The 12,529-nt window shown below is 72.8% G+C and carries 9 protein-coding genes; 2 read left to right on the forward strand and 7 right to left on the reverse strand.

Features of this window, described 5'->3' with window-relative positions:
* Positions 1-152: 152 nt before the first annotated feature.
* The gene (locus ACQP2F_RS31380; protein WP_433293743.1) at positions 153-3,245 is read right to left on the reverse strand and encodes a S8 family serine peptidase; all 3,093 of its coding nucleotides are present in this window, start codon (positions 3,243-3,245) and stop codon (positions 153-155) included.
* A 160-nt stretch (positions 3,246-3,405) separates the two neighbouring features.
* On the opposite strand from ACQP2F_RS31380, the gene ACQP2F_RS31385 reads away from it, so the two are divergent.
* Positions 3,406-3,894 (forward strand): pyridoxamine 5'-phosphate oxidase family protein, encoded by a 489-nt coding sequence (locus ACQP2F_RS31385; protein ID WP_433293745.1) that lies wholly within the window; start codon positions 3,406-3,408, stop codon positions 3,892-3,894.
* A gap of 21 nt (positions 3,895-3,915) precedes the next feature.
* Here ACQP2F_RS31385 and ACQP2F_RS31390 read toward each other — a convergent pair whose 3' ends face one another.
* The 6 genes from ACQP2F_RS31390 to ACQP2F_RS31415 form a co-directional block, all read right to left on the reverse strand.
* On the reverse strand, positions 3,916-5,214 hold the full coding sequence (locus ACQP2F_RS31390; protein WP_433293747.1) for a discoidin domain-containing protein: 1,299 nt from the start codon (positions 5,212-5,214) through the stop codon (positions 3,916-3,918).
* A 166-nt stretch (positions 5,215-5,380) separates the two neighbouring features.
* Positions 5,381-6,709 (reverse strand): AI-2E family transporter, encoded by a 1,329-nt coding sequence (locus tag ACQP2F_RS31395; RefSeq protein ID WP_433293750.1) that lies wholly within the window; start codon positions 6,707-6,709, stop codon positions 5,381-5,383.
* A gap of 299 nt (positions 6,710-7,008) precedes the next feature.
* Positions 7,009-7,413, reverse strand: a complete 405-nt coding sequence (locus tag ACQP2F_RS31400) for a hypothetical protein (protein ID WP_433293752.1) — start codon at positions 7,411-7,413, stop codon at positions 7,009-7,011.
* Positions 7,414-7,466: 53 nt separating this feature from the next.
* Complete coding sequence (locus ACQP2F_RS31405; RefSeq protein ID WP_433293754.1) at positions 7,467-9,278, reverse strand: glycoside hydrolase family 15 protein; 1,812 nt, start codon at positions 9,276-9,278, stop codon at positions 7,467-7,469.
* A gap of 2 nt (positions 9,279-9,280) precedes the next feature.
* Positions 9,281-10,570 carry an NAD(P)/FAD-dependent oxidoreductase gene (locus ACQP2F_RS31410; protein ID WP_433293756.1) on the reverse strand — a complete coding sequence of 430 codons (1,290 nt, stop codon included), beginning with the start codon at positions 10,568-10,570 and terminating at the stop codon, positions 9,281-9,283.
* Between the two features lie 69 nt (positions 10,571-10,639).
* Entirely contained in the window at positions 10,640-11,452 is an 813-nt protein-coding gene (locus ACQP2F_RS31415; protein WP_433293758.1) for a phytanoyl-CoA dioxygenase family protein, read from the reverse strand.
* A 53-nt stretch (positions 11,453-11,505) separates the two neighbouring features.
* On the opposite strand from ACQP2F_RS31415, the gene ACQP2F_RS31420 reads away from it, so the two are divergent.
* Entirely contained in the window at positions 11,506-12,519 is a 1,014-nt protein-coding gene (locus tag ACQP2F_RS31420) for a LacI family DNA-binding transcriptional regulator (protein ID WP_433293760.1), read from the forward strand.
* Positions 12,520-12,529 lie beyond the last annotated feature (10 nt).

A 12,529-nucleotide genomic window follows, 5' to 3' on the forward strand; every position in this document is an offset into this window, starting at 1 on the left:
GTAACCGTCGACGTTACCGCCGGCACGTCTACTGGCGGGGCCTTGGACCACACGGTCGGGCGCAGACCATGTCGGCTGACAGTTCCGCGTCCGGCCGAGCATGGGAACGGCCCGGGACTCCGCGGAGTCCCGGGCCGTCCTGCCTCACCGGGTCAGCGTGCGCTGACCGGGATCAGCTGCGCCTCGGTGCGGCTGGTGTTGTCGTGGGTGACGACCATGAAGCCGCGGGCCGGGGTCTTCGCGAACTCGGCCTTGTCGAGCTTCACCGTCTCGGTGGCGTACTTGTTCGGCGCCACCTCGTCGGCCACTCCGGTGGTCAGCGACGGGGTGAACGGGTTGAACGACGCGGTGCCGTCGATCGTGTCGTCGTTGCCGTCGATGGTGCCGATGCTCTCGGCGTGGTAGGTCATCCGCGGGCTGTCCGCGGACAGGCACGGCGAGCCCTCGGCGCACAGCTGCGAGAGCAGCACCGGCAGCACGAACGTGCTGCTGTCGGTCGGCGCGTCGGCGAAGAACTCCAGCGTGCCGTCGCCGGTGCGGATGTCGAAGACCGCGGTGACCAGCTCGCCGGTGAGGTCGCCGGTGGTGAGCAGGCCGTAGTCGACGGCGACGACGTCGTAGTCGTCGGTGCCGTCGCCGTTGACGTCGACGTAGATGTCGAACTCGTTGCGGGCGGCGTTGGACAGCCGGTTGTGCGTGTTGACGGCGAAGGCGATCGCGTTGTCGGCGGGCAGGCTCTGCACGCCGACGGCCCGCAGGTCGGCGGCGCCGGGCTCGGCGTCGCGCCCGTCGGAGAGGCCCCACGCGTACCAGTCGGCGGTACCGGTGACGACGCCGTGCCGGTTGCTGGTCACCGCGGTGGCCGAGCCCTTCCAGCGCAGGGCGCCGGTGTCGACGTGGGTCTCGATGTTCGACACCGACTGCGGGACCAGGTAGTACGGCACCCGCAGCGCGACGCCGGCGTTGCCCTTGCCGACCGGGGTGAAGGTGATCAGGCCGGACACGTCCTGGAACTGCGCCGAGTCGCCGGCCGTGGCGGCCGGCACCTCGAGGGTCACCGGCACCGTGGTCTCGCCCCGGCCGGGAACGGTCACCCGCGTACGGGAAAGCTTGGCCGTGTGCGGGCTGCCGGCCGCCTGACCGGCCGCGACGGTGAACGTCTGAGCCGTACGCCCGAGGTTCTTGACCTTGATTGTCTTGGTCTTGCCGTAGTTGCGGTCGAGCTCGGCGAAACCGTAGTTGAGCGTGGCCGTCCCGGCGTCACCGAGGGCGATCACCTGGGTGTCGACCGCGCCCGGCGCCTGGATGAGGCCGGCGCCGTCGAGCCGGGTCGAGTAGCCCGCGACCCCGCCCGGGTTGGCGGTGTTGACGATCGCCGCCTTCCAGTACGCGACCTTGCGCCAGTCCCGGTGCGCCTGCTTGACCAGTGCGGCCTCGCCGGCGGTGTGCGGGGCGGCCATCGACGTGCCCGACTCCACGGCCGCGCCGGTGCCGGTGCCCACGCCGACCGAGGAGATGCTGACGCCGGGCGCGGTGACGTCCGGCTTGAGCCAGCTGTCGCCGACCCGGGCGCCGCCGGACGAGAAGCTCGCGGTGGCGGTGTAGCTCGGGTTGGTCAGCGGGCTGTTGGTCAGCGTGGTGGTCTGGCCGTCGGCCGCGATCAGGGCCGCCGCCGCGGTGTTCGGCACGCCCAGGAACGGGATCGTGACGTTCGCGGCCTCGCCGGTGTCCGGGTTGCTGGTGATCGCGCCCTCGTACGGCGGGTACGAGCCGTCCGTGTTGACCATGATGACCGCGGCGGCGCCGGCCGCCTGGCCGTAGATCGCCTTCGCGACCCGGGCGCAGGTGCCGCGGGCGACCACGGCGATCTTGCCGGTCACGCCGGCCGCCTGGAACTCGGCGGTGCTGCAGCCGAGCGCGATGCCGCCGGCGCCGTTGCCGACCACCTTGATCGGCAGCGAGAGGCCGTCGGCGAAGGTGGCGCCGTTGGCGTTGACGGCGTCGAGCCCGATCGACAGGTGCGCGCCCGGGAACGACGGCGTCGGGTCGTTGGCGGCGACGCTGATCGTGCTGGTCGCGGTGGACGGGCTGCCCACGATGTACGGCGCCGGGCCCGAGTTGCCGGCCGACGCGACGACGATGACGCCGTCCTTGGCCGCGTTGTCGGCGGCGACCGACTCGGGGGCGTCGGCGGTGCCGAACGGCGAGCCGAGCGACATGTTGATGACGTCCATGTCGTTGGCGACGGCCCACTCGATCGCGTCCACGGTCATGTCGGTCGAGCCCTCGCAGCCGAAGACGCGCACGGCGTAGAGGTCGGCCTTGGGGGCGACGCCCGGGCCGACGAGCCAGGAGTTGGCGGCGACGGTGCTCTTGTCGTACGAACCCTGGAAGGTCTTGCCGTTGGCGAGGACGCCGAAGCCGCCGATCGTGCCGCCCACGTGGGAACCGTGACCGTTGCAGTCGAGCGGGTTCGGGTCCGGGTGCGGGACGGGTTGGTAGCCGGCGCTCGCCGGGTCCGCGTTGTAGCTGTCGCCGACCAGGTCGACGCCGCCCTTGACCTTGGGCGCCTTCGGGCCGAACAGCTTGGGGTCGGCCGTCGCGGCCTCGGTCGCGTGCGCGGCGTCGTAGGCGGCGGTGGTGCCCGGGCCCCCGAAGTCGGCGTGCGTGTAGTCGATGCCGGTGTCGATGACCGCGACCTTGACGCCCTCGCCGCGGTACTTGTCCGGCGCGTTCCACACCGTCGGCGCGCCGATCATCGGTACGCCGCGGGTGTTGTCGGGCTTGACGGTCTGCACCGGGTGCACGCTCACCACGCCCGGCGCCGACGCGAGCGACGCCAGCTCCTTGGCGTTCACGCGGACCTTGATGCCGTTGTAGGCGTGCTGGTACGTGCCGAGCACCGTTCCGCCGAGCTGACGCGCCTTCTTCTCGACGGGCGCCTGCTCCTGCCGGATCTTGTCGGTGCGCTGCCGCTTCTGCGTGTCGGTCAGCGGCTGCGCGGCCGCGGCGTCGGCCGCCGCCACCGGCTGTTCGCTGAGCTGCACCATCACGGTCACCGGCCGGTTCTGCAGGCCGGCCGGCAGCTTGGTGATCTTCGAGCCGGCCGGGACCGGCTTGAACGCCTGCTTGACGCCGGGCGCGGCGACCGCGCTCGACGAGGCGCTGACCACGCCCATTGCGGTCACAAGGATGCCGATTCCGGCCAATGCCGTAAATCGCTTGTTGAGTCTGTCTTTGCCCACCAGGGCGTCCTCCCCTCAGAAGAAGACCGGACCCCGGCGAACGCATCGCCAAGGCCCGATCTTGGATGGGGAGTTAACACGGGTTTTGTTTCCAGCACCATCCCTCAGACCTATTGATTTGCCTGCGCATAGACATGCCGGGCCCGGGCACACGAGAGGCATGACTGACGACGAGCCGCGTACGAAGGTGACCGAACTGATCCGCGACGGGCGGATCGGCATGCTGACCACGATGACCGCCGAGGGCCGCCATCTCAGCCGGCCGATGGGGCTGCAGGAGGCCGAGTTCGACGGGGATCTCTGGTTCTTCGCTTACGAGGACAGCGCCAAGGTCGCGCAGATCCGGGCCAACCCGCAGGTCAACGTCTCGTTCGCCACCGCGAAGAACGCCTGGGTCTCGCTGAGCGGAACCGCCGAGGTCGTCCACGACCGGGCCAAGGCGGCCGACCTCTGGAACCCCTTCCTCAAGGCCTGGTTCCCGGACGGGCTCGACACCGCGGGCCTGACGCTGATCAAGGTGCACGCCGAGTCGGCCGAGTACTGGGACTCGCCGCACGGCCGGGTGGTGACGCTCATCCAGTACGGGACGGCCGCGCTCCTGCACAAGCAGCCGCCCACGGGAGACAACCAGTCGGTCGAGTTCCCGTAGGCGGCCGCCGGTGGAACGGCGTCAGGTGCCGTAGACGCCGAGCTCCCAGAGCGAGTAGCCCCACTGGGTGGCGCGCTGTGTCCCGTACATCCGGACGTATCGCCCGGATCCGGAGACGTTGAGCGTCTGGTTGCCGCCGGTGCCCGACGTCGTGGAATAGATGGTGGTCCAGCTGGTGCCGTTGGCGGACGTCTGGATCTGGAAGGCCCGGGCGTAGGCGGTCTCCCAGTTCAGGTCGACCCGCGAGATGGTGTGCGTGGCGCCCAGGTCGACCTGCACCCATTGCGGGTCGCTGAAGGCGCTGGACCAGCGCGTTCCGGTGTTGCCGTCGGTCGCCGCCGAGGCCGGCGTGCCGGCGTTCTCGGTCGACGACGCGGTGGTCGGCCGGCCTTGGGCGAGGTTGCCGCCGCCGCTCGACGGGCCCTTGTTGTAGACGGCGACCCAGTCGATGGTCATCTGGGCGCCGGAGACGGTCGAGGCGTTGGGACCGCCGCCGAACGCGTCCGGGAAGCCGCCGCCCATGGCCAGGTCATAGATGATGAAGAACGGGTGGTCGACCGCGTTGGCCCAGGTCGTCGCGTCGACCCGGGTGGCCGGCAGGGTGAAGTAGTTGGCGCCGTCCAGATACCAGCGGATCTCTTCCGGCGACTTCGACCGGTCGATCTCGACCGCGTAGTTGTGGAAGCCGGTCTGGCAGCCCGAGCAGGCCCGCTCGCCGCTGCCGAGCCCGGTCGACTCGTTGCACGGCCCACCCGGGTTGGTGCCGCAGTGCAGGGTGCCGAAGACCGAGCTGCGCCCGTTGATGTCCTCGAGGATGTCGACCTCGCCGCTGGTCGGCCAGGAGACGCCGGACCGCAGCGGCGCGCCGAGCATCCAGAACGCCGGCCAGTACCCGGCGCCGTTGGCCGTGGTCACGTTGGGTTGCTGCAGGCGGGACTCCATCCGCACCACGCCGCCGGGCGCGGCGCCGAACGTGGCGGCCTGGGTCTCGATGCGGCCGGAGGTCCATCCGGTACGCGGGGCGGTCCCGCTGTGCAATGCCCGGAGAACCAGATGCCCGGCGCCGTCCTGGAAGACGTTCGCGGTGCTGCTGGTCATGGTCTCGATCTCGCCGGTGCCGAAGCTGCTGCCCGGTCCGGTGTCGTACTTCCAGGTGCCGGTGTTGACGCCGGTGCCCGACGCCCCGGTGAAGTCGTCACTCCACGTGAGCGTGAAACCGGCCGGTGGGGCGCCGACCGTGGCGTGTGCGGGGCTGGCCACGACGGTCACCGCGAGTAGGGCGGCAACGGCGATCGGGGCACGCCAATGTCGTCTGGACATGGCTCTCCCTTGCGACGGGGATACACCCGCGGCCGGCGGGGAACCGGCCGGGGTGCGTCACGAAATGGGGAAGAGAGCGCTCTCTCAGCCAGCTAACAACTCCGTCCCGCGGTCGTCAAGCATTCATCTCCGACAATTTGTCGGGGAAGCGCCTTCCGCGCCGGAGCTAGCTCTCGGCCGGCCGGTCGGCCCGGTCGGACGCCGCGACGCCGGACTCATCGGACCCGACCGACGTCTCGGCCGGCGGGGGCAGCTTGGCGTCCGCCTTCTCCTCGTGCTCCTCCTCGTCCTCGTCCGCCGGTCTCGTGCCCGGCGGCTCGCGGTCCGGGGTCGGCTCACCCTCGGGGTGATGGGCCAGGTAGCGGATCGCCGTGTTCAGCACCGCCAGGATCGGCACCGCGACCAGACCGCCGACGATGCCGGCGATGACGACGCCGGACGCGATCGACAGGATCACCGCGAGCGGGTGCAGCGCCACCGCCCGGCCCATGATCAGCGGCTGCAGCACGTGACCCTCGAGCTGCTGGACGGCGATCACGATGCCGAGCACGATCAGCGCCTTGACGAAGCCGACCGTCACCAGCGCGACCAGCACCGCGATCGCGCCGGTCAGGGTCGCGCCGACCACCGGGATGAACGCGCCGAGGAAGACCAGAGCGGCCAGTGGCAATGCCAGCGGCACCTGCAGGATGAACAGCCCGGCCCCGATGCCGATCGCGTCGACGAAGGCGACCAGAACCGTCGCGTGCACGTACGAGACAAGCGTGTGCCACGAGTAGTGACCGGCCCGCGCGGTGGGCACCCGGGCGTCCCGCGGCAGCAGCCGGCACAGGAACCGCCAGATCTGACCGCCGTCACGCAGGAAGAAGAACAGCGTGAACAGGGTGAGGAAGAACCCGGCGGCGAGCTCGCCGACGGTCGTGGCCGTGTTCAGCGCGCCGGTCGTCAGGGCCGCCCGGTTGCCGGTCACGGTCTCGCGCAGCTGCGTGATGCTGTTGTTCAGCTGCTGCTGGGAGATGTGCAGCGGGCCCTTCGCGAGCCAGTTCTGCACCTCCTGGATCCCGTCGCCGACCTGCGAGCTGAGCGTGTCGAGCTGGCCCACGAACGTGTTGATGATCAGGCCGAGGCCGCCGAAGACGATGATCAGCGCGCCGACCTCGACCAGCGCCGAGGCGAACGACTTGTTCATGCCCCGCCGGCGCAGCCACGCCGTGACCGGCTGGAAGAGTGCCGCGAGCAGCAGGGCGACGGCCACCGGGATGACGACCACCCGCAGCAGGGAGACCAGCCGCAGCACCACGTAGACGGCACCGACGAAGACGATGATCCGCCACGACCACGCCCCCGCCACGCGTACCGCCCGCGGAATGCCGTCCTCGATCTTGGGAGAGGCGTCGACCATCACGACCGGTTCCGGGTCGGCGACGAACGGCGGGGTGCGTTCGTCACGCGCGGCCTGGTCGAGGCGCGCCCGCAGTTCGTCAATCCACGCCATGAAGCGCTCCTCGTGAGGGGGATGTCCGGGGACTACCCGGACACGGCGCGCGGAAAACTACGGGAGCCGGGTGATTGTCGGGCTCTGACCGGGGGACGGTGAAGGGGGCGGCGACGCCGAGCCCGGTCACCATTTCGAGCGCGCCGCCGCCCCGGGCCCGGGTCCCGGCCGGCGTCGTCGCCATCACGCCGGACCGGGCCGGGCCGACACCCCGGCGAAGATCGCCGCCGAGATCCGGGAGAAACGTCCCTCCGAGGCCCTCGCCTCTTGGGGACGGCGGCTTCCCCGGCTTCCGCCGGCTAAACGCCCGGTCGGCCCTTCTCGGCGAAAAAGTCGCCGACGCCGGGTTCGGTGACCGCCGGACCGCCGGGCGCGGCCGGGCCGGGCGCCGGACCGTCGGGCGTCGCGGAACGGGGCGCTGCAGGGCCGAACGCCGCAGGACCGGGCGCCGCAGGACCGGGCGCCTCGAAGCCGGCGGCCGCCGGGCCGGGCGTCGCCGGGCCGGCGGGGGCGGCCGGACGCGGGCGGCGGCGCAGGCGGGGCCATCGCTTGCCGAGCACCAGGTAGGCGGCGTAGCCGGCGGCCGGGACGGCCACCAGGAACCCCCGCCAGCCATCGTGGATGACGAGCGGCGGACCGGCGGAGACCAGCGCCAGCGCGAGGAGCATCCGGTTCGCGGTGAGACGCCGGGAACCTCGGGGCACCCGTTCACTGTACCGACCGGCGGCCCGCGGCCCTCGGGGCGCTCGCGTCACGCTCAGCCGGGCCGGTGGGTGCGCTGCTCGCGGGCGTCGGCCGTGGTGCGGGTGGCCGCGCCGCTCAGCAGGCGCGCCGAGTTGACCAGGCCGACCAGGCTGAACGCCTGCGGCGTGTTGCCGAGCTGCCGCCCGGCCCGGGGGTCGTACTCCTCGGAGAGCATGCCCACGTCGTTGCGCAGGTCGAGCAGCCGCTCGAACAGTGCCTCGGCCTCCTTCTCGCGGCCGATCGCGTGCAGCGCGTCGACCAGCCAGAACGTGCAGGCCAGGAACGCGCCCTCGGTGCCGGGCAGGCCGTCCACGTCCTGGTCGGCGCGGTAGCGCAGGACGAACCCGTCGTGCACCAGGTCACGCCGGACGGCCTCGACGGTGCCGGCCACCCGGGGGTCGGTCGCGGGCAGGAACCCGATCCTGGGGATGAGCAGCAGCGCGGCATCGAGACCGGCCGAGCCGTACGACTGGGTGAAGGTGTTGCGCTCTTGATCGAAGCCCTCCGTGCAGACCTCGGTGTGGATCTCGTCCCGGATCGCCCGCCACCGGTCGGCCGGGCCGTCCAGCCCGTGGCGCTCGACGGCGGTGACGGCCCGGTCGAAGCCGGCCCACGCCATCACCTTGGAATGGACGAACTGCCGGCGGGGGCCGCGCACCTCCCACAGGCCGTTGTCGGGCTGCCGCCAGGCGCCCTCGAGGTAGTCGAGCAGGGCCCGCTGCAGGTCCCAGGCGGCGTCGGTGGCGCCGATGCCGGCCTCGCGGGCCAGGTGCAGCCCGTCGAGCACCTCGCCCCACACGTCGAGCTGCAGCTGCCCGGCGGCGGCGTTGCCCACGCGCACCGGCCGCGAGCCGTGGTGGCCGGCCAGCCAGTCCAGCGTGTACTCGGGCAGCCGCCGGGTGCCGTCGAGCGCGTACATGATCTGCAGGTCGGCCGGGTCGCCGGCCACCGCCCGCAGCAACCACTCCCGCCACGCCTTGGCCTCGGCCACGTAACCGGTGCCGAGCAGGGCCTGGAGGGTGAAGGTGGCGTCCCGCAGCCAGCAGTATCGGTAGTCCCAGTTGCGCGGACCGCCCAGCTGTTCGGGCAGCGACGTGGTGGCGGCGGCGAGGATGCCGCCGGTGGGCGCGTGGGTGAGCGCCTTGAGCAGGATCAGCGACCGGCGCACGGCCTCCGGCCAGCGGCCGTCGTAGTCGCAGCGGGCGATCCAGTCGTGCCAGAACCGCTCGGTGGCGGCCAGCGCCCGCAGCGGGTCGGCCGGCTCCGGCCGGGGCAGGTGCGACGGCCGGTGGGTCAGCACGAACGGCACCCGCTCGCCGGCCCGGACGGTGAAGCCGGCGGTCGTGTGGTGGTCCTCGCCGCGCAGCGGCACGGCGGTGCGCAGCCACACCGCGTCCGGCCCGGCGATCGCCCGGAGGTCGCCGTCCTGCCGGCGGACCCAGGGCACCACCCGGCCGTAGTCGAACCGCCAGCGCAGCTCCATCGTCATCGGCACCGCGCCGGCGACGCCCTCGACGATGCGCACCACGTCGGCGGCCTCGTCGCGCGGCGGCATGAAGTCGACGACCCGCACGACGCCCTCGGCCGAGCGCCACTCGGTCTCCAGCACCAGCGAGTCGTCGCGGTACCGGCGGGCGCTCGCCGTGCCCGCCCCCGACGGCGCGATCCGCCAGTGCCCGGCCGACTCGTCGCCGAGCAGCGCCGCGAAACAGGCCGGCGCGTCGAAGCGCGGCATGCACAGCCAGTCGAGCGAGCCGTCCCGGCCGATCAGGGCCGCGGTGTGCAGGTCGCCGATGAGCGCGTAGTCCTCGATGCGTCCCGGCATGCTCAGGAAGCCGGGTGGACGAGCTCGGGCGCGTCGGTGTCGAGCGGCACCTCCGGACCCGGCACCAGGCCCAGCTGCACCGGCGGACGCGAGCCGGCCGCGGCGAACAGCCAGTCGGCGGCCGTGCGCAGCCGCCCCGACGGCAGCGAGCTCAGGTGGTAACCGCGGGTCACCAGCCGCGCGGGCAGGCCGGACAGCGGCACGTGCAGCGGGTTGGCGGCCGCCTGGCCACCGCCGAGGTCGACGACGAAGCCGAGATCCTTGTGCCGGTACGGCCGCCGCTTGCCCACGCCGTAGGAGGCGGCGATGTTGTTCCCGGCCAGCCGGCCCTGCCGGACGGCGTGCTGGGCGGTCATCGGCGCCGCCTTGCCCGGGTGGGCCGGGTCGGGCACGGCCGCGGCGTCACCACAGGCCAGGATCTCGGGGTGGCCGGGCACGGCCAGGTACTCGTCGACCCGCAGCCGGCCCTTGTCCATCGGCAGGCCGGTGCGCCGGGCGAACGGGTCCGGCCGTACGCCGACGCACCAGATCAGCGAGTAGGACGGGACGAAGCGCCCGTCGGTGAGCCGGACACCGGTGGCGGTCGCCTCGGACACCGAGGTCCCCATGCCGATCTCGACGCCGCGCTCGCGCAGCACCCGGTCGGCGGTCGCCGACAGCCGCCGGTCCATGCCCGGCAGCACCTGGTCGGCGGTGTCCAGCAGCAGCCAGCGGGGGCGGGCGCCGGACAGCCGCGGGTGCCGGGCGATCACGTCCTCGGTCAGCAGCTGGACCTGGGCGACGACCTCGGTGCCGGTGTAGCCGGCGCCGACCACGACGAAGGTGAGCCGGGCCGCCCGCTCGGCCGGGTCCTCGGCCGCGTCGGCCAGCTCGATCTGCCGGATCACGTGGTCGCGCAGGTGCAGCGCCTCGGGGATGCCGCGGAAGCCGTGCGCGTGGTCGGCGACGCCGGGGATCGGCAGCAGCTTGTTCACGCTGCCGGCCGCCAGCACCAGGCGGTGGTAGTCGAGGGTGCCGCCGCTCCAGGTCACGGTCCGCGCCGCGACGTCGATGCCCTCGGCCTGCCCGAGCAGCAGCCGGGCGCCGCGCAGGGTCGAGGCGAGCGGCACGGTGACCCGCCGGGGGTCGAGCACCCCGCCCGCGACCTCCGGCAGCAGCGGCAGGTAGAGGAAGTAGTCGGTGGGGTTGACGACCACGATGTCGGCGGCGCCGCGGGACTTGCGCAGCAGCGTCCGGGCGGCCTCGAAGCCGGCGAAGCCGGCCCCGACGATCACGATGCGCGCACGCGCCATTTCTCCGGCTCCGATCCCTGCGAGGGTGAACTCAGGGATCGCCTACCCGGCTCGGCGGGCGGGAAACGCTCAGGCGTCGCCCATCACCAGGCCCTCGATGGTGTGCTTCTGGGTGATCGGGGTGAGCTCGTCGACCACCGGGCAGTGCAGGTGGTCGCGGACCAGCGGGGGCAGCGAGTCCCAGTACGCCCGGGTGACCGCCATGTCGTGCTTGTCGCCGTTGGTGCCGTCCGGCGCGTCGACGCCGAGCACCAGCACCGGCCGCGACTTCTCCGAGTGGTTCGCGGTGCCGCGGTGGATGGTCAGCGCCGAGCGGGCCGAGATGTCGCCGCGCTGCGGGTACTTGCGGACCGCGCGCTCGTTGTAGCGGTCGTAGTGGGTCTTGGGCGGGAACATGCCGTGCCCGAATGCGGGGTCGTCGTCGAACTGGGTGCCCGGGGCGATCTCGAACGGGCCCATGTCGTCGGTGGTGTCGACGCCGGTCAGGTTGAAGGCCAGCGAGTTGAGCCGGCCCTCGGCCCGGGTCACCTCCGGCATCGGGAAGTCCCGGTGCCACGGCTGGTTGACCGCGCCGGCGAAGGGGATGTCGAAGCCGAGCTCGACGATCTCGTACTCCGGGCCGAGCACGGCGGTGCAGACCGAGGTCACCCACGGGTGGGTCACCAGGTCGACGAACCCGCGCAGCTGCTCCGGGTGGATCTCCACGTAGTACCGCTTCGGGCCGCGGCCGACGGCGCCGCCGGGGCGGGCGATGGCCTCGGCGAAGGCGGCCTCGATGTCCTCCCGCATGGCGTCGGCCCACTCGACGCTGAACGCGCCGCGCAGCGCGGTGATGCCGTCGGTGTAGATGGCCTCTCGGGCGTCCTGCTCCACAGTCGTCATGCCTCCATGTTGCAACGTGGCATGCAACGTTGCAAGTGGGCTAGCATGACGTCGTGGGTGCCAATCTGAAGCAGGTCGCCGAGCGGGCCGGCGTGTCCGTCCGCACGGTGTCCAACGTGGTGTCCGGCTTCGCGCTGGTCGCGCCCGAGACCCGCGAGCGGGTGCAGCGGGTCCTCGACGAGTTGCAGTACCGGCCCAACGCGGCGGCCCGGCACCTGCGCGGCGGGCGGTCCGGCCTGGTCGCGCTGGTCGTGCCCGAGATCGCCTCGCCCTACTTCGGCGAGCTCGCCGGCCACCTCGCCGACCGGGCCGAGGCGCATGCGTGGACCCTGCTGGTGCAGCAGACCGGCGGCGATCCGGCGCGGGAGCGGGAGCTTCTCGACGGCGTACGCGGGCAGGCCGTCGACGGCCTGATCATGAGCCCGTGGGGCCTCTCCCCCGCCGATCTGACCCGCCGGCCGGACAGCGCCCCGCTGGTGCTGCTGGGCGAGCAGGACGCCGGCGGGCTGCTCGACCACGTCGCGATCGACAACGTGGCCGCGGCCGCCGCCCTCACCGCCCACCTGATCGAGGGCGGCCGCACCCGGATCGCCGCCATCGGCCTGCAGCCGCACCTGGCCAACGGCACCGCGGCCCGCCGGGCCGAGGGCTACCGGCAGGCGCTGGCGGCCGCCGGCCTCCGGCTTGATCCCGCGCTCGAGATCGCGGTCGAGCGGCTGCACCGGGCCGACGGCGCCGCCGCGATGGGCCGGCTGCTGGACGCCGGCGACCCGGTCGACGCGGTCTTCTGCTTCAGCGACCAGCTCGCCCTGGGCGCGATGCACGCCGCCCGGGAGCGCGGCCGGCGGGTGCCCGGCGACCTCGCGGTGGCCGGCTTCGACGACATCGAGGACGGGCGTTACGCCGACCCGCCGCTGACCACGGTCGCCCCCGACAAGGCGGCCATCGCCGAGGCGGCGCTGACCTGCCTGGACGAGCGTCTCGGCGGCCGCGGCGATCCGCCCGCCGCCCGCCGCATCGTCGTGCCGCACCGCCTGGAGATCCGGGCCAGCACCCGGCCCGGATAGCGACGTTTGC

Source organism: Actinoplanes sp. CA-030573 (genome assembly GCF_050951115.1).
GTDB lineage: Bacteria > Actinomycetota > Actinomycetes > Mycobacteriales > Micromonosporaceae > Actinoplanes.